Origin of the sequence: Streptomyces griseorubiginosus (assembly GCF_036345115.1) — a bacterium.
GTDB classification, from domain to species: domain Bacteria; phylum Actinomycetota; class Actinomycetes; order Streptomycetales; family Streptomycetaceae; genus Streptomyces; species Streptomyces griseorubiginosus_C.
The window spans coordinates 7,419,907-7,444,557 of record NZ_CP107766.1 but is presented as its reverse complement, the minus strand read 5'-3'; the positions used below and the strand labels follow the sequence as shown (position 1 = coordinate 7,444,557).

Genomic DNA, 24,651 nt, shown 5'->3' with positions numbered 1-24,651 from the left:
GACGCGATGCTCGCCTGCCGATCCACCTGCGGTATCAGGCACTTGAACGACCCCGCGATCGGCTGACCCGGTGCGTGCCGATCGCGTTTTCGCGTACGGCGCCGCCGCCGGTCTGATCGGTGACCTCCTGCTCGGTGACCCGCGCCGCGGGCACCCGGTCGCCGTGTTCGGACGGGCCGCCGGTGCCGTGGAGCGGGTGCTGTGGCGGGACCACCGGGGTTGGGGCGCGCTGCACACCGCCGTGTGCGTGGGCGGTGCCGTGGGGCTCGGTGCCGTGGCGCAGCGAGTCGTCCGTCCGTCCCGTACCGCCTCCGTCGCGCTGACCGCGGCCGCCACCTGGGCCGTCGTGGGCGGGACTTCGCTGGTGCGGGAGGCCCGGGTCATCGGGCGGGCGCTGGAGGCCGGGGACGTCGAGGCGGCCCGGGAGCGGCTGCCGCATCTGTGCGGGCGGGACCCACAGGCCCTCGACGCCGACGGGATCGCCCGGGCCGTCGTCGAGTCCGTCGCCGAGAACACCTCCGACGCCGTCGTGGGCGCGCTCGTGTGGGGTGCCGTCGGCGGGGTGCCGGGGCTGCTCGGGTTCCGGGCCGTCAACACGCTGGACGCCATGGTGGGGCACAAGTCGGCCCGGTACCGGCGTTTCGGGTGGGGTTCCGCCCGGCTCGACGACCTCGCCGGGTGGCCGGGGGCGCGGCTGACCGCCGTCCTGGCGACGCTCGCCGGGGAGGATCCGCGGGGTGCCGTGCGGGCGTGGCGGGAGGACGCCGGCCGGCATCCGAGCCCCAACGCCGGGCCCGTGGAGGCCTCTTTCGCGGGGGCGCTCGGGGTGCGGCTCGGCGGGACGCTCTCCTACGGGGGGCGGGTCGAGCACCGGCCCGTACTGAATCGGGAAGGGCGCGCTGTCGCCTCGTACGACATCGAGCGTGCCGTACGGCTGTCGCGGCGGGTCGGGCTGCTCGCGCTCGGTGCCGGTGCGGTCGCCGCACGGCTGATCCGGAAGGGACGTAGGGCATGAGTGGGGGGCTTCTCGTCGCCGGCACCACCTCCGACGCCGGCAAGAGCGTCGTCACCGCCGGGATCTGCCGGTGGCTGGTGCGGCAGGGGGTGAAGGTCGCGCCGTTCAAGGCGCAGAACATGTCCCTCAACTCGTTCGTGACGCGGGAGGGTGCCGAGATCGGGCGGGCGCAGGCCATGCAGGCGCAGGCCTGCCGGGTCGAGCCGACGGCGCTGATGAATCCCGTGCTGCTCAAGCCCGGTGGGGAGCGGAGCAGTCAGGTCGTGCTGCTCGGCAAGCCGGTGGGAGAGATGAGCGCCCGCGGGTACCACGGGGGGCGGCAGCAGCAGTTGCTCGGGACCGTGCTCGACTGTCTCGCCGAGTTGCGGGGCACGTATGACGCGGTGATCTGTGAGGGGGCCGGCAGTCCGGCCGAGATCAATCTGCGGCGGACCGACATCGTGAACATGGGCATCGCCCGCAATGCCGGGCTGCCGGTGCTGGTGGTCGGGGACATCGACCGGGGCGGGGTCTTCGCGTCGTTCTTCGGGACCGTCGCGCTGCTCTCGCCCGAGGACCAGCAGTTGGTCGCCGGGTTCCTCGTCAACAAGTTCCGGGGGGACGTCACGCTGCTCGAACCCGGGCTCGACATGCTGCACGGGCTCACCGGGCGGCACACCTACGGCGTGCTGCCCTTCCGGCACGGGCTCGGCATCGACGAGGAGGACGGGCTTCGGGTGTCCCTGCGGGGCACGGTCCGCGAGTCCGCCGTGAGCCCCCCGCTGGGCGAGGACGTGCTGCGGGTCGCCGTCTGCGCGATCCCGCTGATGTCCAACTTCACCGACGTGGACGCCCTGGCCGCCGAACCGGGTGTCGTGGTGCGGTTCGTGGACCGGGCGGAGGAACTGGCCGACGCCGACCTCGTCGTCGTCCCCGGCACCCGGGGCACGGTCAGGGCCCTGGAGTGGCTGCGCGAGCGGGGGCTTGCGGACGCGCTCGTCAGACGGGCCACCGAGGGGCGGCCCGTCCTCGGGATCTGCGGTGGCTTCCAGATCCTCGGCGAGCACATCGAGGACGAGGTCGAATCGCGTGCCGGTTCGGTCGACGGCCTTGGGGTGCTGCCCGTCCGCGTGCGGTTCGCGCGGGAGAAGACGCTCACCCGGCCGGTGGGTGAGGCCCTCGGGGAGCCGGTCGAGGGGTACGAGATCCATCACGGGGTCGCCTCCATGAGTGGGGGTGAGCCCTTCCTCGACGGCTGCCGGGTCGGCCAGACCTGGGGCACGCACTGGCACGGCTCGCTGGAGTCGGACGGGTTCCGGCGGGCCTTCCTGAGGGAGGTGGCGGCCGCCGCGGGCCGCCGGTTCGTACCCGCCCCCGACACGTCGTTCGCCGCGCTGCGCGAGGAGCAGCTCGACCGGCTCGGCGACCTGATCGAACAGCACGCGGAGACGGACGCGCTGTGGCGGCTCATCGAGTCCGGCGCGCCGCAAGGACTGCCTTTCATTCCACCGGGAGCGCCCGCATGAGCACAGTGTTGTTGTTGTCGACCGCCGACACGGACCTGCTGGCGGCGCGGGCCGCCGAAGGAGCCGACTACCGGATCGGCAATCCGACCCGGGTGGACGTCACGGAGGAACTGCCGGCGCTGATCGAGGGCGCGGACATCGCCGTCGTACGGCTGCTCGGCGGCAAGCGGGCCTGGGAGGACGGGCTGGCCGCGCTGAAGGCGTCCGGCATCCCGACCGTGCTGCTGGGCGGGGAGTCCGTGCCGGACGCCGAGTTGATGGCGGAGTCGTCGGTGCCGGCGGGTGTGGTCGCCGAGGCGCTGAAGTACCTCGTCGAGGGCGGGCCCGGGAATCTCACCGAACTCGCGCGGTTCCTGTCCGACACCGTGCTGCTGACGGGTGAAGGGTTCGTCGAGCCACAGAAGATGCCGGAATGGGGCATCCACGGCGACCGTCCGATCGACGCGGACCGTCCGACCGTCGGGGTGCTCTTCTACCGGGCGCATGAACTCAGCGGCAACACCGCCTTCGTGGACACCTTGTGCGAGGCGATCGAGGCCAGGGGCGCCAACGCCCTTCCCGTGTTCTGCAGCTCGCTGCGGGGGGCGGACCTCGATCTCTTCATGGTCCTCGACTCGGCCGACGCCCTCGTCGCCACCGTCCTCGCCGCCGGCGGCACCCACGCCTCGCAGGCCTCGGCGGGCGGGGACGAGGAGGCGTGGGACATCGGGGCGCTGGCCGACCTGAACGTGCCGGTGCTGCAAGGACTGTGTCTTACGTCGTCCCGCGCGGCCTGGGACGAGTCCGACGCCGCCCTCTCCCCCATGGACGCGGCCATGCAGGTCGCGATCCCGGAGTTCGACGGGCGGCTGATCACCGTGCCGTTCTCCTTCAAGGAGCAGGGGCCCGACGACGTCCCGGTGTACGTGGCCGACCCGGAGCGGGCCGCGCGCGTCGCCGGGATCGCCGTACGGCACGCGAAGTTGAAGCACAAGCCGAACGCCGAGAAGAAGCTGGCGCTGGTCTTCACCGCTTACCCGACCAAGCACTCGCGGGTCGGCAACGCGGTGGGGCTGGACACGCCCGCTTCGGCGGTGCGGGTGCTGGACGCGCTTTCTCAGGCGGGTTACTCGCTCTCGGAGTACCCGGACAACGGCGACGAGTTGATCCACCGGCTCATCAACGCCGGTGGCCATGACGTCGAGTGGCTCACCGAGGAGCAGCTGGCGTCGGCGCCCGCGCGGGTGCCGCTCGCGGACTACCGGGCGTGGTTCGACCAGCTGGACCCGTCGTTGCGGGACGCGATGCTGGAGGCGTGGGGTGAGCCCCCGGGCTCGCTGTACGTGGACGGGGACGACATCGTGCTGGCCTCCCTCCAGTTCGGGAACGTCGTGGTCATGATCCAGCCGCCGCGCGGCTTCGGGGAGAACCCGATCGCGATCTACCACGACCCGGACATGCCGCCGTCGCACCACTACATGGCCGCGTACCGGTGGCTCGACAACTCCTTCGGTGCCGACGCGATCGTCCACATGGGCAAGCACGGCACGATGGAGTGGCTGCCGGGCAAGGGTCTCGGGCTGAGTGGCGGTTGCGCCCCGGACGCCGTGCTCGGTGAACTGCCGCTGATCTACCCGTTCATCGTCAACGACCCCGGTGAGGGCACGCAGGCCAAGCGACGCGGGCACGCCACGGTCGTCGACCACCTGGTGCCGCCGATGGCGCGGGCCGACACCTACGGCGACCTGGCCAAGCTGGAGCAGCTGCTCGACGAGTACGCGCTGGTCTCCGACCTGGACCCGACGAAGGCGCCGGCCGTGCGGGCGCAGATCTGGACGCTGGTCAAGGCGGCCGAGCTCCATCACGACCTGCATGTCGAGGACCAGCCGGACGACGACGACTTCGACGAGTTCGTCATGCACATCGACGGCTACCTGTGCGAGATCAAGGACGTGCAGATCCGCGACGGGCTGCACATCCTCGGTGGCGGGCCGGTGGACGAGGCCCGGGTCAACCTGGTGCTCGCCGTGCTACGTGCCTCGCAGGTGTGGGGCGGGCAGGCGAACGCCCTGCCGGGGCTGCGGGCCTCGTTCGCCGCCCACTTCGGGCTGGACGAGAAGGAGTTGCTCGCCGAGCCGGGTGCGCCGGTGAAGGTGCCGGTCGAGCTGTCGGACCTCGTCGAGGGCCCGTCGCGCACCGCCGCCGACGCGATCGACCTGCTGGAGCAGCTGTGCCGGCGGGTCGCGGAGGGCATGGAGGCGCGGGACTGGGACGTCTCCGTCGTCCCCGCCGTCCTGCGGGGGGTGCTCGGCGTCGAACTCCCCGACGGGGTGGCCGTGTTGGAGTTCGCCTGCACCGAGGTCGTGCCGCGGCTCGCCCGTACCACCGACGAGATCGACCACATCCTCAGGGCACTGGACGGCGGTTACGTCCCGGCGGGACCCTCCGGCTCCCCGACCCGCGGGCTCGTCAACGTCCTGCCGACCGGCCGGAACTTCTACTCCGTCGACCCCAAGGCCATCCCGTCCAGGCTGAGTTGGGAGGTCGGTCAGGCACTCGCCGACTCGCTGGTGCAGCGGTACCTGGCCGACACCGGGGAGTACCCGAAGTCCGTCGGCCTGACGGTCTGGGGCACGTCCGCGATGCGTACGCAGGGCGACGACATCGCCGAGATCCTGGCGCTGCTCGGCTGCCGTCCGGTGTGGGACGAGGCCTCGCGGCGGGTCACCGGGTTCGAGGTGATCGGCCTGGAGGAGCTCGGGCGGCCGCGCATCGACGTGACCGTTCGGATCTCCGGGTTCTTCCGGGACGCGTTCCCGCACGTGGTGGGGCTGATCGACGACGCGGTGCGGGCCGTGGCCGAGCTGGACGAGCCCGCCGACCGCAACTTCGTGAAGGCGCACGCCGACGAGGACACCGCCGAGCACGGCGACCGGCGCCGGGCCACGGCCCGCGTCTTCGGGTCCAAGCCCGGCGCGTACGGTGCCGGGCTGCTGCCGCTGATCGACGCCCGCAACTGGCGTTCGGACGCCGACCTCGCCGAGGTGTACGCGGTGTGGGGCGGCTACGCCTACGGGCGCGGGCTCGACGGGCGGGCGGCGCGCGGGGACATGGAGACCGCGTTCAGGCGGATCAACGTGGCGGCGAAGAACGTCGACACCCGGGAGCACGACCTGGTCGACGCCGACGACTACTTCCAGTACCACGGCGGCATGGTCGCCATGGTGCGTCACCTCACGGGGGCCAACCCCGAGGCGTACGTGGGTGATTCGGCGACGCCGGACCAGGTCAGGACGCGGACGCTCGGTGAGGAGACGCACCGGGTCTTCCGGGCCCGGGTGGTCAACCCGCGCTGGATGGCGGCCATGCGCCGGCACGGCTACAAGGGCGCCTTCGAGATGGCGGCGACCGTCGACTACCTCTTCGGGTACGACGCGACGGCGGGCGTGGTCGACGACTGGATGTACGAGAAGCTCAGCGCCGAGTACGTCTTCGACGCGGAGAACCGGGACTTCATGAAGAAGTCCAACCCGTGGGCGCTGCGGGGCATCACGGAACGGCTCCTGGAGGCCGCCGACCGCGGACTGTGGGCCGAGCCGGACGCGGAGACGCTGGAGCGGCTGCGGGCCACCTATCTGGAGCTGGAAGGCGACTTGGAGGGCGACCAGTGACAACCCCTTTTCCGTTCACGGCCGTTGTCGGCCAGGACGACCTGCGGCTCGCGCTGCTGCTGAACGCGGTCTCGCCTGCGGTCGGCGGGGTGCTGGTGCGCGGCGAGAAGGGCACCGCCAAGTCGACGGCGGTACGCGCCCTTTCTGCGCTGCTGCCCGAGGTCGCGGTCGTCCCCGGCTGCCGGTTCTCCTGTGACCCCGCCGCGCCGGACCCGTCCTGCCCGGACGGCCCGCACGAGCCGGGTCCTGGCACCACGCGGGCGTCCCGCATGGTCGAACTCCCCGTCGGCGCCTCCGAGGACCGGCTGGTCGGCGCCCTCGACATCGAGCGGGCGCTCGCGGAGGGCGTCAAGGCCTTCGAGCCGGGCCTCCTGGCCGACGCGCACCGCGGGATCCTCTACGTCGACGAGGTCAACCTCCTCCACGACCACCTGGTCGACCTGCTGCTCGACGCCGCCGCGATGGGGGCGTCGTACGTCGAGCGCGAGGGCGTGTCGGTGCGGCACGCCTCGAAGTTCCTGCTGGTCGGCACCATGAACCCCGAAGAGGGCGAGCTGCGGCCGCAGTTGCTCGACCGGTTCGGGCTGACCGTCGAGGTCGCGGCCTCGCGGGAGCCGGACCAGCGGGTGGAGGTCGTACGGCGCAGGCTCGCCTACGACGACGATCCGGCCGGGTTCGCGGCGCGTTGGGCTGCTGAGGAGGCTGCCGTACGGCAACGGATCGTCGCCGCGCGGGAGTTGTTGCCGTCGGTGCGGCTGGGCGACGGGGCGCTCCGGCAGATCGCGGCGACCTGTGCCGCGTTCGAGGTGGACGGCATGCGGGCCGACATCGTGATGGCGCGCACGGCGACCGCGCTGGCCGCGTGGGCCGGACGGACCGATGTGCTCGCGGAGGACGTGCGCCAGGCCGCGCTGCTGGCGCTGCCGCACCGCAGGCGCCGCAATCCCTTCGACGCGCCGGGGCTCGACGAGGACAAGCTGGACGAGACGTTGGAGGAGTTCAGCGGTTCCGGGGACTCCGGGGACGACGACGAGCCGGATCCCGACGGGCCCGGCGGGGGCGGGCAGCCGCCGTCGGAGGGGCCCGAGCAGGGCGACGGTGGCTCCGGTGCCCGGCCCGAGGAGGGCGAGGGCGGTGAGCCGCAGACCGGCGGGGCCGGTTCGGGCGAGCAGTCCGCCGTACGGGCCGCCGAGCCGTTCCGGACGAAGGTGCTCAGTGTGCCCGGGCTCGGCGACGGCGTGGCCGGGCGGCGGTCGCGGGCGCGGACCGAGCACGGGCGGACGACCGGGGCGCGGCGGCCTCAAGGGGCGCTCACCAAGCTGCACTTGGCGGCCACCGTGCAGGCGGCGGCGCCGCATCAGCGGGCCCGTGGGCGCTCGGGGCGCGGTCTCGTCGTCCGGCGTGACGATCTGCGGCAGGCGACGCGGGAGGGGCGCGAGGGCAATCTCGTGCTGTTCGTCGTGGACGCCTCGGGGTCGATGGCGGCGCGGCAGCGGATGAGCGCGGTGAAGGGGGCGGTGCTGTCGCTGCTCCTCGACGCGTACCAGCGGCGGGACAAGGTGGGGCTGGTGACGTTCCGGGGTACGGCCGGGGAGGTGGCGTTGCCGCCGACCTCGTCGGTGGACGCGGCGGCGGCCCGGCTGGAGACGTTGCCCACGGGTGGGCGGACTCCGCTCGCCGCCGGGCTGCTGCGGGCGCACGAGGTGCTGCGGGTGGAACGGCTGCGGGATCCGGCCCGGCGGGCGCTGGTGGTGGTCGTGACCGATGGGCGGGCCACCGGTGGGCCCGAGCCGGTCGCGCTCGCGGGGCGGGCGGCCCGGCTGTTCGCCGCGGAGGGGGTCGCCTCGGTCGTGGTCGACTGCGAGTCCGGGCCGGTGCGGCTGGGGCTGGCCGGGCAGCTCGCGGGTGAATTGGGCGGTGCCGCCGTGACGCTGGACGAGTTGCGGGCCGACTCGATCGCCGGACTGGTGAAGGACGTACAGAGGAGGGCCGCGTAATGCCTCAGGGACAGCCGAGTGTGGTGCCGGACGACGGGCTGACGACCCGTCAGCGCCGTAACCGGCCGCTGGTGGTCGTGCACACCGGGATCGGGAAGGGGAAGTCCACCGCCGCGTTCGGGCTCGCGCTGCGGGCCTGGAACCAGGGGTGGCCCATCGGGGTGTTCCAGTTCGTCAAGTCGGCGAAGTGGAAGGTCGGCGAGGAGAACGCGCTGCGGGTGCTGGGGGCGTCCGGGGAGGGCGGGTCCGTCGACTGGCACAAGATGGGCGAGGGCTGGTCCTGGGTGCAGCGGGATGCCCAGATGGACAACGAGGAGAAGGCCCGGGAGGGCTGGGAGCAGGTCAAGCGGGATCTCGCCGCCGAGACGTACCGGCTGTACGTGCTCGACGAGTTCGCCTACCCGATGCACTGGGGGTGGGTCGACACGGACGAGGTCGTGGAGGTGCTGCGGAACCGGCCGGGTACGCAGCATGTCGTGATCACCGGGCGGAACGCTCCCGAGAAGCTCGTTGCCTTCGCCGATCTCGTCACCGACATGTCCAAGGTCAAGCACCCGATGGACGCGGGGCAGAAGGGGCAGCGGGGTATCGAGTGGTGATGTCCTCATCCGGTTCCGTCCCTCGGCTGGTCGTCGCCGCGCCGTCGTCCGGCAGCGGGAAGACGACGGTCGCCACGGGGTTGATGGCCGCGTTCGCCGCGCGGGGGCTCGCCGTGTCCCCGCACAAGGTGGGACCGGACTACATCGACCCCGGGTACCACTCGCTCGCGAGCGGGCGGGTGGGGCGGAATCTCGACGCGTACCTGTGCGGGCCGGAGCTGGTGGCTCCGCTGTTCCTGCACGGGGCGCGCGGGGCTGACATCGCCGTCGTCGAGGGCGTGATGGGGATGTTCGACGGGGCCTCGGGGGAAGGTGAACTCGCGTCCACCGCGCATGTCGCCAAGCTGTTGCGGGCGCCGGTGGTGCTGGTCGTCGACGCCTCCTCGCAGTCCCGGTCCGTGGCGGCTCTGGTGCACGGGTTCGCGTCGTGGGATCCGGAGGTGCGGGTCGGGGGCGTGATCCTGAACAAGGTCGCGTCGGATCGGCATGAGGAGCTTCTGCGGGAGGCCTTGGACTCGGCCGGCGTTCCGGTGTTCGGGGTGCTGCGGCGGGCGGCGCAGGTGGACACGCCGTCTCGGCACCTGGGTTTGGTGCCGGTCGCCGAGCGGCGGGCGGCGGCGGTGGACGCGGTGGCGGCGATGGCGGAGCAGGTTGCTCAAGGGTGCGATCTGGAGGCGTTGGCCGGGCTGGCGCGGAGTGCCGGTGCGTTGTCGTGTGCGGCGTGGAATGCGGCTGAGGTCCTGGGGGCTGCGCCCCCAGACCCCCATCGGCCCGAACGGCCTCGTCCTCAGAGGCCGGACGGGCTGGTGGTCGCTGTCGCCGGCGGTCCTGCTTTCACCTTCTCCTACGCCGAGCACAGCGAACTGCTCACCGCAGCCGGCGCTGAAGTCGTCCCCTTCGATCCCCTGCGGGACGAGGAACTGCCTGACGGTACGGCCGGGTTGGTCATCGGCGGCGGGTTTCCCGAGGTCTACGCCGCCGAGCTGTCCGCCAACGAACCCCTGCGCAAGGCCGTCTCCGCCCTCGCAGAGACCGGCGCTCCCCTAGCCGCCGAGTGTGCCGGGCTGCTGTATCTGTGCCGGGAGTTGGACGGGCGGCCCATGTGCGGGGTGCTCGATGCCGAGGCGCGGATGACGGAGGCGCTCACCCTCGGGTACCGGGACGCGGTCGCCGTCAGTGACAGTTCGCTGGCCGTGGCCGGGACCCGGATGCGGGGGCACGAGTTCCACCGGACCGTCGTCGAGCCGGGGGCGGGGGATGCGGCCGCGTGGGGTGTGCGGGTGCCCCGCCGGCGGCTCGAAGGTTTCGTACAGCGCGGTGTGCACGCGAGTTATCTGCACACGCACTGGGCCTCGGAGCCCGGTGTCGCCCGTCGGTTCGTGGAGAGGTGCCGGACGTCATGAGCAGCAGCAGGTTGATCGGGGTCGGGGTCGGGCCCGGGGATCCGGAGCTGGTGACCGTCAAGGGTGTCAACGCCCTGCGCGCCGCCGACGTGGTCGTCGTCCCCGTCATGGACACGGGTGAGCGCGGGCGCGCCGAGGCCACCGTGCTGCACTACGTGCCGCAGGAGAAGGTCGTCCGGGTCGTCTTCGCCCTCAACGAGCGGACCGACCACGGTCGGCGCGAGGCCGCCTGGGACGCCGCCGGGGGCCGGGTCGCCGAGCTGTTGCGGGCCCACGGTTCCGTCGCCTTCGCCACCATCGGCGACCCCAACGTGTACTCCACCTTCACCTATCTCGCGCACACCGTCGGCGAGCTCGTCCCCGGCGTGGTCGTCGAGACCGTGCCCGGCATCACCGCCATGCAGGACCTCGCGGCGCGCTCGGGTGCCGTGCTGACCGAGGGCACCGAGCCGCTCACGCTGGTACCGGTGACCGCCGGGGCGGCCGTGCTGAAGGACGCGCTCAACGGTCCCGGGACCGTTGTCGCCTACAAGTTCGGGCGGCAGGCCGCCGAGGTGGCCGAGGCGCTCCGGGAGACCGGGCGGATCGAGGACGCCGTATGGGGATCGGCGCTGGGGCTGGACGGCGAGTCCATCCGGTCGGCCGCCGAGCTCGACGGGGCTCCCCTGCCGTATCTGTCCACGCTCATCGCTCCCGCGCGGCGGGACGGCACCCGGGGGGGGAAATTGTGAGTCCCTTCAGAGCGCCGGGGTCAGCCCGCCAGGCCCACCACCAGCCAGATGAAGCCCACGCCCGCGACCGTGCACAGCAGGGTCGAGCGGGCGGGGTGTTCGTGGTGGGCCTCGGGGAGGATCTCGGCCGCCGCGAGGTAGAGGAGCGCGCCGCCGAAGAGGCCGAGATAGCCGCCGAGCAGGGTCTCCGGGATGGTCACGAAGGTCGTGGAGGCGGCGCCGAGGACCGGGGCCACCGCGTCCGCGAACAGCATGATCAGGGCTTTGCGGCGGGCGTTCCCGTACAGGCTGGTGATCGTGTACGTGTTGAAGCCGTCCGCGAAGTCGTGGGCCACGACGGCGAGCGCTACGGCCGTGCCCATGCCGCCGCCCACCTGGAAGGCCGCGCCGATCGCCACGCCGTCCATCGCGCTGTGGCCGACCATCGCGCCGGCCGCCGTCAGACCCACCTCGGGGACCCGGCCGTCGTGTTCCTCGCCGCCGTGCGCGGCCTGCCGGGCGGCCAGCAGGCGTTCCACCAGATGGGCCAGCAGGAAGCCGGCCACGAACAGCAGCAGGGCCGCGGGGACGCCGAAGACCTCGTCGCCGGCCGCGTGCAGCGCCTCCGGCAGCAGGTCCAGGCCGACCACACCGAGCATCAGTCCGCCGGCCAGTCCCAGGACCAGATGACGGCGGTCGGTCACCCGCTGTGCCGTCCAGCCGCCGGCCAGCGTCATCAGGAACGCGCCGAGCGCTACGAAGACCGCCATAGGGACTTGGTATCCGATCGACCCCCGTTCGCGCACATCCGACCTCGGTTCGCGCCCGTCCGGCCGTCCCGCCGACCGCATCCGTAGACCTCGCTGCCCCTTCGCAAGACCCTTTGCACCACCCTTTGTGACGAGAGGACCGATTCCCATGGCCGATGCCCCCACCGGCAAGGTGACCTTCGTCGGTGCCGGCCCCGGCGCCGCCGACCTGCTGACGTTCCGTGCCGCGCGCGCCATCGCCGAGGCCGACGTCGTGATCTGGGCCGCGAGCCTGGTGCAGGCGGAGGTCCTCGAACACGCCCGCGAGGACGCGGAGATCCTCGACTCGGCGACCATGTCGCTGGAGGACGTGGTCGCGGTGTACGAGCGGGCCCGTGAGGCCGGGCTCAAGGTCGCGCGCATCCACTCCGGCGACCCCGCCCTCTGGGGCGGCACACAGGAACAGCTGGACCGGTGTGCGGCGATCGGCGTGGCGACCGAGGTCGTGCCCGGGGTCTCCGCCTTCTCGGCCGTGGCCGCGCTCGCGCAGCGGGAGCTGACCATCCCCGAGGTCGCGCAGTCCGTCGTGCTCACCCGGCTCGGCGGCGGCAAGACGCCGATGCCGCCCGGCGAGGAGGTACGGGAGTTCGCCAAGCACGGCACCACCATGGCGATCTTCCTGTCCGCCGCGCGCAGCGGGCAGCTGGTGCGGGAGCTGCTGGAGGGCGGCTATCCGACGTCCACCCCGGTCATCGTCGCCTACCAGGCGACCTGGCCGGAGGAGCTGATGGTGCGCTGCACGATCGGGACGCTGGAGGAGACGGTCAAGGAGCACAAGCTCTGGAAGCACACGCTGTTCCTGGTCGGCCCGGCGCTGGACTCCGAGGGGACGCGGTCGCACCTGTACCACCCCGGGCACTTCCACGGGTACCGCAGGGCCGACCCGGAGGCCCGGCGGGCGCTGCGGGCCGCGAAGGGTGCCGGCACGTGATCACGGTCGTGGGTACGGGGACGGGGGCGGCGCCCGCGGAGTCCCTGGCCGGTGCGGAGCTGGTCGTGGGCGGGCGCCGGCATCTGGACGCGGCGGCGGTTCCGGCGGGCGCGGAGCGGGTCGTTCTCGGGCCGCTGGCTCCGGCCCTCGACGTCATCGAACGGCATCTCGACAAGGGGAGCCGAGTCGTGGTGCTGGCCTCCGGCGATCCCGGGTTCTTCGGGATCGTGCGGGTGCTGGCGGAGCGGTTCGGGGCGGCCGCGTTGGATGTACGGCCCGGTGTGTCCTCCGTGGCCGCCGCGTTCGCCCGGGTGGGGGTGCCGTGGGACGACGCGGTGGTGGTCAGTGCGCATGGGCGGGATCTGCGGACGGCCGTCAATGTGTGCCGGGCTCGTCCTAAGGTGGCGGTGCTTACGGGGCCGGGAGCCGGGCCCGCGGAAATTGGTGCCGCGCTCGCGGCAGGGGGTGCCGAGGAAGGTCGTCGGCCGGGTGCGGCGCCGTTGGGGCCGGTCGCGCAGTTCCCCGCGCCCCTACGACGCGAACTCCTCGTTGCCTCCGCGCTCGGTACCCGCGACGAACGTGTCGAGCGGGTCAGCCCTGCCGAAGCCGCCGCCCGGGACTGGGGTACGGCCGTGAGTGTCGTCCTCTGTCTTGACGAGCGGCGGGCTCTCGGTGCCGTGCGCACCGTCGCCGGGCCTCCCCCAGCCCCCTCGCAATGGGCCCTGGAAGAGAGCGAGTTCACCCACCGCGACTCCATGATCACCAAATTCGAGGTGCGGGCCCTCGCGCTCGCCCGGCTCGGGCCGCGGCTCGGTGACCTCGTCTGGGACGTCGGTGCGGGGTCCGGGTCCGTGGCCGTGGAGTGCGCGCGGCTCGGCGCGGCCGTCGTCGCGGTCGAGAAGGCCGCCGACGGGGTCGAGCGGATCCGTGCCAACGCCGACGCGCACAATGTCGACGTCCAGGTCGTGCACGGCGGTGCGCCCGACGCGCTCGGGGAGCTTGCCGATGATCCCGACGCCGTGTTCGTCGGTGGTGGCGGACGCGAACTGCCCGACATCGTCGCCGTCTGTGCCCGCCGGGCCCGGCGGAGTGTCGTCGTCGCGATGGCCGCGCTCGACCGGGTGCCGGCCGTGCGCGCGGCTCTCACCGACGCCGGGTTCGACTGCGACGGCGTCCTGTTGCAGTCGTCCCGGCTCGCGCCGCTGCCGGGGGACGTGACCCGGCTCGCCGCGACCAATCCGGTTTTCCTGCTGTGGGGCGTCAGAAACCCCGCGTATCAAGAGGGAGTTGCTCAGTGATCGGCCTTATTTCCGCCACCGCGGCGGGGGCGGCGGCGTGCGACCGGCTGGCCGCGGCCTGGCCGGACCGCACGCGCGCGTACGACGGACCCGTGGGGGACGCCGTGCGCCGGGCGTTCGCGGAGTGCGAGCAGCTGGTGTGTTTCCTGGCGACGGGCGCGGTCGTCCGGCTGATCGCGCCGCTGCTCGGCGACAAGGGGTCCGACCCGGGTGTGGTGTGTGTCGACGAGGGCGGCCGGTTCGCCGTGTCCCTGGTCGGCGGTCACGGCGGCGGTGCCAATGAACTCGCCCGCGAGGTCGGGGAGTTGCTGGGTGCCGAGCCCGTGGTGACGACGGCGACCGACGCGGTGGGGGTGCCGGGGCTCGACACCCTCGGGCTGCCCGTGGAGGGCGCGGTGGCGGCCGTGTCGCGGGCGCTCCTGGACGGTGAGCCCGTCGCCCTGCGCAACGAGTCGGGCTGGCCGCTGCCTCCGCTGCCGGTCGCCGGGCAGGGGGCGTACGGCATCCGCGTCACGGACCGGCTCGCGGAGCCCACCGAGCGGGAGGTCGTGCTGCGTCCGCCGACCCTCGTCGTGGGTGTCGGCGCCTCCAAGGGGGCGCCCGCCGACGAGGTGCTGGAGCTGATCGAGGGCGCGTTGGGCGAGGCCGGGCTGTCCCGTCGTAGCGTCGCCGCGCTCGCCACCGTGGACGCCAAGGCCGAGGAGCCGGGGATCGTGGCGGCCGCCGAGCGGTTCGGGGTGCCTCTGGTCACCTGGTCCGCCGAGGAGTTGGCGGCCGTCGAGGTGCCCAACCCGTCGGACGCTCCCCTGGCCGCCGTGGGCACGCCGTCCGTCGCGGAGGCCGCCGCGTTGATCGGCGGCGGTGAACTCCTCGTCCCCAAGCGGAAGTCCACCCGGGCGGACGGCGCGCCCGCCATGGCGACCTGTGCGGTCGTACGGCGTCCCGCGCGCGGCCGGCTCGCGGTCGTCGGGCTCGGTCCGGGCGCCCGGGACCTGCTGACGCCCCGCGCGAAGGCGGAACTCCGGCGCGCTTCCGTGCTGGTGGGGCTCGACCAGTACGTCGACCAGATCCGCGATCTGCTGCGGCCCGGCACCCGGGTCCTGGAGTCGGGGCTCGGGGCGGAGGAGGAGCGGGCGCGCACGGCCGTCGAGGAGGCCCGCAAGGGGCAGGCGGTCGCGCTGATCGGCAGCGGGGACGCCGGGGTGTACGCGATGGCCTCCCCCGCGCTCGCCGAGGCCTCCGACGACATCGACGTGATCGGCGTCCCCGGGGTGACCGCGGCGCTCGCGGCGGCCGCGATCCTGGGTGCCCCGCTGGGCCACGACCACGTGTCCATCAGCCTGTCCGACCTGCACACCCCGTGGGAGGTCATCGAGCGGCGGGTGCGGGCGGCGGCGGAGGCGGACATCGTGGTCACCTTCTACAACCCCCGCTCCCGGGGCCGGGACTGGCAGCTCCCCAAGGCGCTGGCCATCCTCGCCGAGCACCGGGAGCCGACGACGCCGGTCGGTGTCGTACGGAACGCGTCGCGGCCGGACGAGTCCGCCCGGCTGACCACCCTGGCCGCGCTCGACCCGGCGACGGTCGACATGATGACGGTCGTGACCGTGGGCAACACGGCGACCCGTGACATCGCGGGGCGCATGGTGACCCCGCGCGGCTACCGCTGGCAGGAGGGCACCAGGTGAACCGTGTCGTCCACCCGATCGAGGTGGAGTCCTACCGGCGGTTGCGCGCCCGCCTGGACACCTCGCACTTCCCGCCGCTGACCCGGGCGGTGGTGGAGCGGGTCATCCACTCCGCCGCGGATCTGGAGTACGCCACCGATCTCGTCATGGACGAGGGCGAGTTGGAGAAGGCGCACGCCGCGCTGCACTCCGGGGCGCCCGTCGTGACGGACGTGGAGATGGTCGCGGCCGGGATCACCCGCCGGGAGACCGTCTGCCGGCTGCGGGACGCCAGGTCCGGGCCGGGGCTGACCCGTTCGGCCCACGCGATCCGGCTGGCCCACGAGCAGGTCGGTCCGGGGGCGATCTGGGTCATCGGGAACGCCCCCACCGCGTTGGAGGAGTTGCTGACCCTGGACGCGGACCCGGCGCTCGTCATCGGGCTGCCCGTCGGTTTCGTCGGCGCGGTCGAGTCCAAGGCCGCGCTGCGCGCGAGCGGGCTGCCCGCCGTGAGCAACGTGTCCGAGAAGGGCGGTTCGGCGGTCGCCTCGGCCGCGCTGAACGCCCTGCTGTACCACCCCACCCACCCCACTGAGGAGACATCGTGACCACCCCGCCGCCCGCCCTGCTCATCGCCGGTCACGGCACCCGGGACGATGCCGGGGCCGAGGCGTTCCGCGACTTCGTCCGGCAGCTGGGGGCCCGCCGTCCCGACCTGCCCGTGGCGGGCGGCTTCATCGAGCTGTCCCCGCCGCCGCTCACCGAGGCGGTGGGCGAGCTGGTGGAGCGCGGGGTCCGCCGGTTCGCCGCGGTGCCGCTGATGCTGGTGTCCGCCGGGCACGCCAAGGGGGACATCCCGGCCGCGCTGGCCCGCGAGAAGGAGCGGCACGCGGGGATCTCGTACACCTACGGCCGTCCGCTGGGCCCGCACCCGGCGCTGCTGAACGTGCTGGAGCGCCGCCTCGACGAGGCGCTGGGCGCCACCGGGGGCCGCACGCCCCTGGACCGGGCGGACGTGACCGTGCTGCTCGTCGGCCGCGGCTCCACGGACCCGGACGCCAACGCCGAGGTGTACAAGGCGGCCCGGTTGCTGTGGGAGGGGCGCGGCTACGCGGGCGTGGAGACGGCGTTCGTCTCGCTGGCCGCGCCGGACGTGCCGAGCGGGCTCGACCGGTGTGCGGCGCTGGGGGCGAAGCGGGTCGTGGTGCTCCCCTACTTCCTGTTCACGGGGATCCTGCCGGACCGGGTGAAGCAGCAGACCGAGGGCTGGGCGGCGGCGCACCCGGAGGTCGAGGTGCGCTCCGCGGAGGTGATCGGTCCGGAGCCGGAGCTGCTCGACCTGGTCCTTGAGCGGTACGAGGAGGCCGTCAAGGGCGACCTCAGGATGAACTGCGACTCGTGCGTGTACCGCATCGCGCTGCCCGGGTTCGAGGACAAGGTGGGTCTGCCGCAGCAGCCGCACTTCCACCCGGACGACGACGGCCACCATCACCACCACGGACACCACCACGGCAGCCACTCCCATGCGCACTGACCGCGCCGGGGGCCATGACCTGCGGCACCACGGCGACGCCGAGGTGCGGGACGACGGGGCCCGGCTCACCGACCTCGCCGTGAACGTCCGCGCGGACACTCCCCCGGAATGGCTGCGGGAGCGCATCGCCGGGTCACTGACCGCGCTCGCCGCCTATCCCGACGGGCGCGAGGCGCGGGCGGCGGTGGCGGCCCGGCACGAGGTGCCCGTGGAGCGGGTGCTGCTGACCGCGGGCGCCGCCGAGGCGTTCGTGCTGCTCGCCCGCGCTCTGACGATCCGTCATGCGGTGGTGGTGCACCCGCAGTTCACCGAGCCGGAGGCGGCGCTGCGGGATGCCGGGCACGCGGTGGAGCGGGTGCTGCTGCGGGAGGAGGACGGCTTCCGGCTGGACCCGGCGGCCGTCCCCGAGGACGCCGACCTGGTGGTCGTCGGCAACCCGACCAACCCCACGTCGGTCCTGCATCCGGCCGCCACGATCGCCGAACTGGCGCGTCCGGGGCGGACGTTGGTGGTGGACGAAGCCTTCCTTGACGCTGTGCCGGGCGAGCGCGAGGCCCTGGCCGGGCGCACGGACGTGCCCGGTCTGGTCGTCCTGCGCAGCCTGACGAAGACCTGGGGGCTGGCCGGTCTGAGGATCGGTTACGTCCTGGCCGCCCCGGAGACGATCGCGGACCTGGAGCGGGCCCAGCCCCTGTGGCCGGTCTCCACCCCGGCCCTCGCCGCGGCCGTGGCCTGCATGGAGCCGCGGGCCCTGGCGGAGGCCGCCCACGCCGCCCACCGCGTCGCCACCGACCGGGCCCATCTCGTCGCCGGGCTGCGGGAGTTCGCCCCGGACGGGCTCCGGGTGACCGAGCCCGCGGAGGGGCCCTTCGTCCTCGTACGACTGCCCAGGGCGGCGGCCGTACGACGGCATCTGCGCGACCTCGGTTTCGCGGTGCGGCGCGGGGACACGTTCCCGGGGCTGGGCGAGGAGTGGCTGCGGCTCGCGGTGCGGGACCGGGCGACGGTGAACCGGTTCCTTCAGGCGCTGGACCAGGCGGTGACCCTCAGCAAGGGCTGACGACCCATACGGAGACGGTCTACGGCGCCACCCGCTCACTGACTCCGTCGGGGAACCGCACCCGCACGCCCCCGTCCCCGTCGACGCGCGCGCTCGCCCCGGTGTGCGGGGCGGTGCCGAGCATCACGAGGGTGACCAGCAGCGGGCCGGTGCCGTCGAGCACGGGGGTGGCCGAGTACCGCCCGTAGGCGTTGGTGTCCTCCGCCGTCACGACCGTCCCGGCGTCCTCGCCCCAGCCGTACAGTCCGACGAGGGCACTGGTCAGTCCGTCGGCGCGGCGGGCCAGTGCCCGGCCGGGGCCGGACTCGGCGGCGGGCTGCGCGGTGTCGTCGGCGAGAGCCCAACCCCCTTCCCGCACCGGGGTGTTGTCTCCCGGGATCCGGTGCACGCGGATCTCCCACGGCCCGTGGACCACGCTGACCGTCTCGACGCGCCGGCCGAATGCCTCGTGCCAGGAGGCCGCCGTACGGCCCTCGCAGCGCAGCGGGTGGATGCGGCCGCGTGGGGAGGGGGTGCCGTCGGGGGCGAGCAGGGCGAGGTGGTTGTCGGGGCCGAGGGGGGTCTCGGGGGCCGTGGCCGTGGCGTAGGCGAGCTTGGCGTAGTGCGGGCTGTCGTCGTCGGTCGCGGGCGGGGGCGGCAGGCGGTCGGTGCCGTGGTTGACGAGGCGGACGATGCCGTCGGAGGCGGTCGAGTGGATCAGCCACCCGGGGGCGGGGAGCGCGAGGACGGAGTCGGCGGTGTCGACCGGGCCGGGTTCCTCGGTGGCGGTCCACACCGGGTGGTCCGCCGGCAGCAGCAGACCGAGGAACGCCTTGGCGGCCCAGTACGGGGAGGCGGGCCCGGAGTAGCGCTGGAGGACGCCCGGGAAGGGCCGGTACCAGCCGAGGGTGAGCAGATCGCGCTCGTCGGGGACGCCCCGCTCGGCGAAGTGCTTGAGGGCGCCGGAGGCGAGGCGGCGGGTGCGGCCGGGCGGCAGGGGGGTGGCGTCGGCGAGGGCCCCGGCCCAGAGCGGGGCGGCGGCCGCGAACCGGTAGGTGAGGGAGCGGCCCTGGTGGACGGGGGCGCCGTCGGAGCCGAAGAAGAGCTGGTGGACGGCGAGGAACTCGCGCAGCCTGGCGCGGTGCCGGGCCACGGTGTCGGGGTCTGCGCGCGGTCCCGCGATCCGGGCCCACAGCACCGGGTACAGGTGCAGCGCCCACCCGTTGTAGTAGTCGAACTTCTTCCCGTCGCCGTCGGTGTACCAGCCGCCGCCCCGGTACCAGTCGTCCAGCCGGGCGAGTCCGGCGTCGATCTCGGCGCGGCTGTGCGGGGCGCCGACGGAGGCGAGGAACTCCTCGGTGATCACCTGGAACAGCCGCCAGTTGGAGTCGTTGGCGGTGGCCCCGACGAAGTCGCCCAGCCACGCGACCACTTGGTCCCGCACCCGGTCGTCGAGCCGGTCCCACAGCCAGGGCCGTGACTCGTGCAGCGCGAGGGCGATCGAGGCGGCCTCCACCATCGGCTGGGCCCGGTCGGCGATGGGCGGCCAGTGCTCGGGGTGGTGCGGATCGGTGCCGGCGGCGAGCCCGGTGGCGTACCGCTCGATGAGGGCGGGGCCGACCCGCCCCCCGGATCCGGCGATCCGGAAGGCGGCGAGCAGGAAGGACCGGGCGAACCCCTCGAGGCCGTCGGACCAGGCCCCGGAGTGGCTGGCCGGGCCCGGCAGCCGGTACTGGGCGAGGCCGGGGGTGGCGTAGGGCCGGAGCCCGTCGAGCAGCCGGTCGGCGAGGGCTTCCCAGTGGGCGCGGGTCCAGCCGGTGAGGGGCGAGCGGAGGGGGTCGGCGGGCGGGAGTCCGGGGAGGTGCGTCGGGTCGTCGGAGAGCGGCACATGCGGCGCGGTCATACGGGGGTGAGTCCTCCGTCGGTCGGGGGCGGGGCGACGCTTCGGCGTACGACGATGTGCGTGCCCAGCAGATGGTGGCTTCCGGCGGCCTGTTCGGGGTCGCGCAGGGCGATGCGGACGGCGGCCCGGCCCAGTTCCTCGGCGGGTGTACGGACCGTGGTGAGCGGGGGGTTGAAGTCCTCGGCGAGCGGGATGTCGTTGTAGCCGACGACGGAGAGGTCGTCCGGTACGACGAGTCCGGCGTCGGCGATCGCGCGCAGCGCGCCGGCGGCGACCATGTCGTCGCCGGCCACCACGGCTGTGAACTCCCTTGTCTCCTTGAGCAGTTCGGTCATGGCCCGGAGTCCGGCCGCTCTGCCGAGGCCGCAGTCGACGACGCGTGCGGCCTGCGGCGGCAGCCCGTGTTCGGCGAGCGCGGCCCGGTATCCGGCGACGCGCGCGTCCAGGGCGGTGTTCCCGGGCAGTCCACCGAGGAAGACGATCCGCCGGTGCCCGGCGGACAGCAGATGCGCGGTGACGGCCCGGGCGCCGGCCTCGTTGTCGAACTCGACGACCAGCGCCGGGATCTCGGGGTCGGGGGCGGGGCGGCCGCACAGCACGAGCCGGGCCCCGGTGGAGTCGAGGGCCTGCGCGTAGTGGGTCACGCGCTCGCGGTACGCGTCGTCCTCGACGACCCCGCCGACGAGGATCACCAGCCGCGCGCCCTCCTCCCGCATCAGCTGCACGAACTCCATCTCGCGCTGCGGGTCGCCGCCGGTGGCCCCGACCACGCACAGCCAGCCGCGGTCGGCGGCCTCGGCCTCGACGCCCTCGGCGACCTGGGCGTAGAAGGGGCTGGTGACCTGCCGGACCACGACGGCGGCCATCTTGCGGCCACCGCCGACCAGGGCCCGGGCGTGCGCGTTGGCGACGTAGTCGAGGTCGCGGGCGGCCCGCAGCACCCGGGCGCGGGTCGCGGCCGGGACCGGGTGGTTGCCGCTGAGTGCCCGTGAGGCCGTGGCCATCGAGACCCCGGCCCGCTCGGCGACCTCGCGGATGGTGACCCGCCCCTTGCCCGTCATGTCGTTCCCCATCCCCCGCGTCTCCTGTTCCACCGGCGGCGCCTCATGTGTTGGCGGCGTGGTCCTTCGCGAACTCCGCGGCCATTCTGTCGCCGCCCTGGGCACGCCACTTCCTGACCACCCCGTCCCACTCCGACAGCGGCAGCCGCCCGGCGACGATTCCGGTGACGGCGTCGTCGAGCATCGCCTTGAGGGTGGTGCCCTGGGCGTTCTTGGTGCGGGACTGGAGGCCGTTGGAGGCGTTGCGCAGGGCGCGCGGCACGACCTCGGTCTGCCAGGCGTGCAGGGCCCGTACGGCATCGGGCATGCCCGGCACGAACAGCACCTGCGGGCCTTCGGCGAGGTACTTCAGCGGCAGGTTGGTGTTGTTCTCGACCTCGCCGAGCTCGGTGGGTTCGGGCGATCCGTCCTTGCCGCGGGTGAAGTGGGTGCCCTCGACGCCGTAGTGGACGAGCTCCCACTCCTGGCTGCCGAAGGGGGCCGCGAGGTAGTCCAGGATGCGCAGCAGGAGCTCGATTCGCTCCTTCTTGGCCCGCTTGAGGACGGTGTAGCCGAAGGAGCGGCGGGCGGCGACGATCCCGCCGGGCTCGCCGTCCACGCTGTACGGCAGTGCCGCGGCCGGGGTCAACTTGCCTTTGGACTCACGGTACTTGGGCAGGTAGGCGCCGAAGCCGTCCTGCATGGAGCCGACGGTGCCGTTGTAGTAGAGGGTGGTCAGGTCGATCTGGGAGACGGACGTCGAGTCGGGGTAGTAGGTGCCGCTCTTGCGGAGCCGGGCCTGGAAGGCGATGGCCGCCTTGTAGCGTTCGTCGGCGGCGCAGTGGTGGAAGGTGCCGTCCTTGGTGACGGCCCATTCGTTGGGCGCGTGGTGGGCGGCGGCGTGCACGGCGTTGCCGAACAGGGAGCCGTTGGCGGCGCCGAGCGCGTAGGTACGGCCGCTGGTGGCCCGCCGGGCGACGGCGGCGAAGTCCTCGGAGGTCCAGCCCTCCTTCATGCCGGCGTCGGTGAACAGGCCCTGGTTGAGCCAGAGGGTGGAGCCGGGCAGCGGGCGCTCCAGCGGGATGCCGTAGATGCGGCCGCCGATACGGCCCATGTCCTGCCAGGCGTGGGTGGGGATCCCGGCCAGGTTGGGGTAGTCGGCGACGGCCCCGCCCGAGAGGTACGGCGTGAGGTCCTCGGCCCGGCGCTGCACGAACTCGGCCTCGCGGGGCAGCACGAAGCCGGAGAACAGGTTGATGATGTCGGGCAGGGTGTCGGCGTCGCCCGCCATGACGGTGGCCATCTTCTTCTGGTAGTCGGCCTGGGAGACGATCGTGTACTCGATCCTCACACCGAGCGCCTTCTCGACGGCTGCCCAGAAGCGGTTGGCGGAGGCCGGCTTGGGCGGGGTGCCGAAGGACACCGACATGACCTTGACGGTGGAGCCGTCGCCGGGGGTGCGGGAGACGGACTTCACGAGGTCGGCGGGGTAGGCGGTGTAGCCGGCCTGGACGCCCTGCTCGGTGGCGGCGAGGTCCGGCTCGGGCCCGCTCGCCGCCCGGTACTCGGGCCAGGGGGCCAGCTTCTTGCCGGCGTTGGAGACGTCGCTGTCGCCGGAGCCGGTGGAACAGGCGGTCAGCGCGCCGGGGACGGAGACCGCCGCGGCGGACAGGAGCAAGGTGCGTCGGGACATGCTGGGCATGGGTGGATCACCTCGTGTCGGCTTGGGTGAGCGTCAGCTCTTGATGGCGCCGGTGAGCACGCCCTTGGTGAAGTACTTCTGGAGGAAGGGGTAGATCAGCAGGATCGGCACGGTGGCGATGACGAGGACCGCCATCTGCACGGTCTGCGGGGCGGTGACGGTGCCCTCGCCGGTGGTGGCGTCGGTGAGCCCGGAACCGGCCACCACATAGGTGCGCAGCACCTGTTGGAGGGGCCAGTGGTCGCTCTCCAGGTACAGGGAGGCGTAGAACCAGGAGTTCCAGTACGCCACCGCGTAGAAGAGTCCCACGACGGCCAACGCGGCCTTGGACAGCGGCAGTACGACGGAGACCAGCACCCGGAGGTCCCCCGCGCCGTCCAGCCGCGCGGCCTCGTAGAGCTCGTCCGGGATGCCCTGGAAGAAGCCGCGCAGGACGACCAGGTTGAAGACGTTCACCAGGACGGGCAGCACCAGCGAGGCGTAACTGTCCAGCAGGCCCAGCTCCTTGACCAGCAGGAAGCTCGGGATCATGCCGGGTGGGAAGAGGAACGTGAACAGGACGAGGAGGAGGACGGGGCGGCCCCCGAACACGCCGGGGCGGGCGAGGGCGTAGGCGAGGGTCACCGTGCACAGGAGGCTGAGCAGGGTGCCGGTGACCGTGACGCCGACGCTCACTCCGAGGGCGTGGGTGACGATGCCGCCGTCGAGGATGTCGCGGTAGGCCTTGAGGCTCGGCTCGGTCGGCCACAGCACCCAGCCGCCGTTGTCGACGACCTCCTGGGTGGAGGCGAGCGAGGTCGACACGATGACGAGGAACGGCACGCAGACCAGCAGGACCACGGCCACGAGGGCGACCGCCTTGGCGGCCTGGGTGACGGGCTTCGGCTTCTCCATCCAGCCCGGCCGCAGGTGGCTGCTCACTTGTAGACCCCCTGTTCGCCCAGCCGGTGGGCGACCTTGTTGGCGGCGTAGACGAGGAGGGCGCCGACGACGCCCTTGAACAGCCCTGCCGCGGCGGCGAATCCGTAGTCGCCGCCGACGATGCCCTGGTAGTAGACGAAGGTGTCGATGATCTCGGAGGCCTCGGGTCCGACCGCGTCGCGCTGGAGCAGCATCTGCTCGAAGCCGACGGAGAGGATGTCGCCGAGCCGCATGATCAGCAGCAGCACGATCACCGGGCGGATGGCGGGCAGGGTGACGTGCCAGAAGCGCCGCCAGGGGCCCGCCCCGTCGATCGCGGCGGCCTCGTACTGCTGCTCGTCGACCTGGGCGAGCGCGGCGAGGAAGATGATCGTGCCCCAGCCGGCGTCCTTCCAGACGACCTGTGCGACGACGAGCGGCTTGAAGGCGTCGGGGTTGCCGATGATGTCGACGGTGTGCAACCCCATGCCGCCGAGGCCCGAGTTGAGCAGTCCGGTGTCGCCGAGCAGCTGCTGGAAGAGGGCGACCACGATCACCCACGAGATGAAGTGCGGGAGATAGGCCACCGACTGCACGAAGCGGCGGACGCTGGTCCAGGTGAGGCTGTGCAGCAGCAGGGCGAGGCCGAGCGGGACCGGGAAGTAGAAGACGAGCTGGAGCACGGCGATCCAGACGGTGTTGAGCACCGAGTCCCAGAACGCGGTGTCCTCGAACATCCGCTGGAAGTTGCCGAGTCCGGTCCAGGGGCTGCCCCACAGGCCGTCGAAGGGGACGTACTCCTTGAAGGCGATGACGTTGCCGACCAGGGCGCCGTAGTGGAAGAGCAGGAAGTAGGCGAGGCCGGGCAGCATCAGCAGCACAAGGGCCCGGCTCTGGAAGCGTTTTCGTCGGACGACGGCCAAGACTCTCCCTCTTCCCGGTGGGTTGG

General features: G+C 73.1%; 19 protein-coding genes. 13 read left to right on the top strand and 6 right to left on the bottom strand.

Annotation, left to right across the window (positions count from 1 at the left end; genetic code table 11):
- Positions 1 to 70: 70 nt before the first annotated feature.
- From OHN19_RS33600 to cobI, 7 genes are read left to right on the top strand one after another with little or no spacing between them, the layout of a single operon-like run.
- Positions 71 to 1,015: a cobalamin biosynthesis protein gene (locus OHN19_RS33600; protein ID WP_330267806.1), complete on the top strand. Its 945-nt coding sequence runs from the start codon at positions 71 to 73 to the stop codon at positions 1,013 to 1,015.
- Positions 1,012 to 2,520 (top strand): cobyric acid synthase, encoded by a 1,509-nt coding sequence (locus OHN19_RS33595; protein WP_330267805.1) that lies wholly within the window; start codon positions 1,012 to 1,014, stop codon positions 2,518 to 2,520. The genes OHN19_RS33600 and OHN19_RS33595 overlap by 4 nt, the downstream gene beginning before the upstream one ends.
- Positions 2,517 to 6,170, top strand: a complete 3,654-nt coding sequence (gene cobN / locus OHN19_RS33590; protein ID WP_330267804.1) for a cobaltochelatase subunit CobN — start codon at positions 2,517 to 2,519, stop codon at positions 6,168 to 6,170. Before OHN19_RS33595 ends, cobN begins: the two co-directional genes overlap by 4 nt.
- Positions 6,167 to 8,167, top strand: coding sequence for a putative cobaltochelatase (locus tag OHN19_RS33585; protein ID WP_330267803.1), 2,001 nt, complete (start codon positions 6,167 to 6,169; stop codon positions 8,165 to 8,167). Before cobN ends, OHN19_RS33585 begins: the two co-directional genes overlap by 4 nt.
- The gene (gene cobO / locus OHN19_RS33580) at positions 8,167 to 8,766 is read left to right on the top strand and encodes a cob(I)yrinic acid a,c-diamide adenosyltransferase (protein ID WP_330267802.1); all 600 of its coding nucleotides are present in this window, start codon (positions 8,167 to 8,169) and stop codon (positions 8,764 to 8,766) included. Before OHN19_RS33585 ends, cobO begins: the two co-directional genes overlap by 1 nt.
- Entirely contained in the window at positions 8,760 to 10,169 is a 1,410-nt protein-coding gene (locus OHN19_RS33575; RefSeq protein ID WP_330267801.1) for a cobyrinate a,c-diamide synthase, read from the top strand. Before cobO ends, OHN19_RS33575 begins: the two co-directional genes overlap by 7 nt.
- On the top strand, positions 10,154 to 10,900 hold the full coding sequence (cobI, locus tag OHN19_RS33570; protein ID WP_330267800.1) for a precorrin-2 C(20)-methyltransferase: 747 nt from the start codon (positions 10,154 to 10,156) through the stop codon (positions 10,898 to 10,900). The genes OHN19_RS33575 and cobI overlap by 16 nt, the downstream gene beginning before the upstream one ends.
- Positions 10,901 to 10,920: 20 nt before the next feature.
- Here cobI and OHN19_RS33565 read toward each other — a convergent pair whose 3' ends face one another.
- Complete coding sequence (locus OHN19_RS33565) at positions 10,921 to 11,649, bottom strand: ZIP family metal transporter (protein WP_330267799.1); 729 nt, start codon at positions 11,647 to 11,649, stop codon at positions 10,921 to 10,923.
- Positions 11,650 to 11,797: 148 nt separating this feature from the next.
- On the opposite strand from OHN19_RS33565, the gene cobM reads away from it, so the two are divergent.
- The 6 genes from cobM to cobC are packed head-to-tail and all read left to right on the top strand — an operon-like array spanning position 11,798 to position 18,178.
- Positions 11,798 to 12,619 carry a precorrin-4 C(11)-methyltransferase gene (gene cobM / locus OHN19_RS33560; protein WP_330267798.1) on the top strand — a complete coding sequence of 274 codons (822 nt, stop codon included), beginning with the start codon at positions 11,798 to 11,800 and terminating at the stop codon, positions 12,617 to 12,619.
- Positions 12,616 to 13,917 carry a precorrin-6y C5,15-methyltransferase (decarboxylating) subunit CbiE gene (gene cbiE / locus OHN19_RS33555; protein WP_330267797.1) on the top strand — a complete coding sequence of 434 codons (1,302 nt, stop codon included), beginning with the start codon at positions 12,616 to 12,618 and terminating at the stop codon, positions 13,915 to 13,917. Before cobM ends, cbiE begins: the two co-directional genes overlap by 4 nt.
- Entirely contained in the window at positions 13,914 to 15,605 is a 1,692-nt protein-coding gene (gene cobJ, locus OHN19_RS33550) for a precorrin-3B C(17)-methyltransferase (protein WP_330267796.1), read from the top strand. Before cbiE ends, cobJ begins: the two co-directional genes overlap by 4 nt.
- Positions 15,602 to 16,192 carry a precorrin-8X methylmutase gene (locus tag OHN19_RS33545; protein WP_330267795.1) on the top strand — a complete coding sequence of 197 codons (591 nt, stop codon included), beginning with the start codon at positions 15,602 to 15,604 and terminating at the stop codon, positions 16,190 to 16,192. The genes cobJ and OHN19_RS33545 overlap by 4 nt, the downstream gene beginning before the upstream one ends.
- Entirely contained in the window at positions 16,189 to 17,118 is a 930-nt protein-coding gene (locus OHN19_RS33540) for a sirohydrochlorin chelatase (RefSeq protein WP_330267794.1), read from the top strand. Before OHN19_RS33545 ends, OHN19_RS33540 begins: the two co-directional genes overlap by 4 nt.
- Positions 17,108 to 18,178 (top strand): Rv2231c family pyridoxal phosphate-dependent protein CobC, encoded by a 1,071-nt coding sequence (gene cobC, locus OHN19_RS33535; protein WP_330267793.1) that lies wholly within the window; start codon positions 17,108 to 17,110, stop codon positions 18,176 to 18,178. Before OHN19_RS33540 ends, cobC begins: the two co-directional genes overlap by 11 nt.
- A 19-nt stretch (positions 18,179 to 18,197) precedes the next feature.
- Here the strand turns inward: cobC and OHN19_RS33530 are convergent, their stop codons facing one another.
- From OHN19_RS33530 to OHN19_RS33510, 5 genes are read right to left on the bottom strand one after another with little or no spacing between them, the layout of a single operon-like run.
- Entirely contained in the window at positions 18,198 to 20,060 is a 1,863-nt protein-coding gene (locus OHN19_RS33530; protein ID WP_330267792.1) for a DUF2264 domain-containing protein, read from the bottom strand.
- Positions 20,057 to 21,121, bottom strand: coding sequence for a LacI family DNA-binding transcriptional regulator (locus OHN19_RS33525; protein WP_330269769.1), 1,065 nt, complete (start codon positions 21,119 to 21,121; stop codon positions 20,057 to 20,059). The genes OHN19_RS33530 and OHN19_RS33525 overlap by 4 nt, the downstream gene beginning before the upstream one ends.
- Positions 21,122 to 21,164: 43 nt before the next feature.
- Complete coding sequence (locus tag OHN19_RS33520; protein ID WP_330267791.1) at positions 21,165 to 22,802, bottom strand: sugar ABC transporter substrate-binding protein; 1,638 nt, start codon at positions 22,800 to 22,802, stop codon at positions 21,165 to 21,167.
- Positions 22,803 to 22,835: 33 nt separating this feature from the next.
- Complete coding sequence (locus OHN19_RS33515) at positions 22,836 to 23,723, bottom strand: carbohydrate ABC transporter permease (protein ID WP_330267790.1); 888 nt, start codon at positions 23,721 to 23,723, stop codon at positions 22,836 to 22,838.
- Complete coding sequence (locus tag OHN19_RS33510; protein ID WP_330269768.1) at positions 23,720 to 24,574, bottom strand: ABC transporter permease; 855 nt, start codon at positions 24,572 to 24,574, stop codon at positions 23,720 to 23,722. Before OHN19_RS33510 ends, OHN19_RS33515 begins: the two co-directional genes overlap by 4 nt.
- Positions 24,575 to 24,651: the final 77 nt, after the last annotated feature.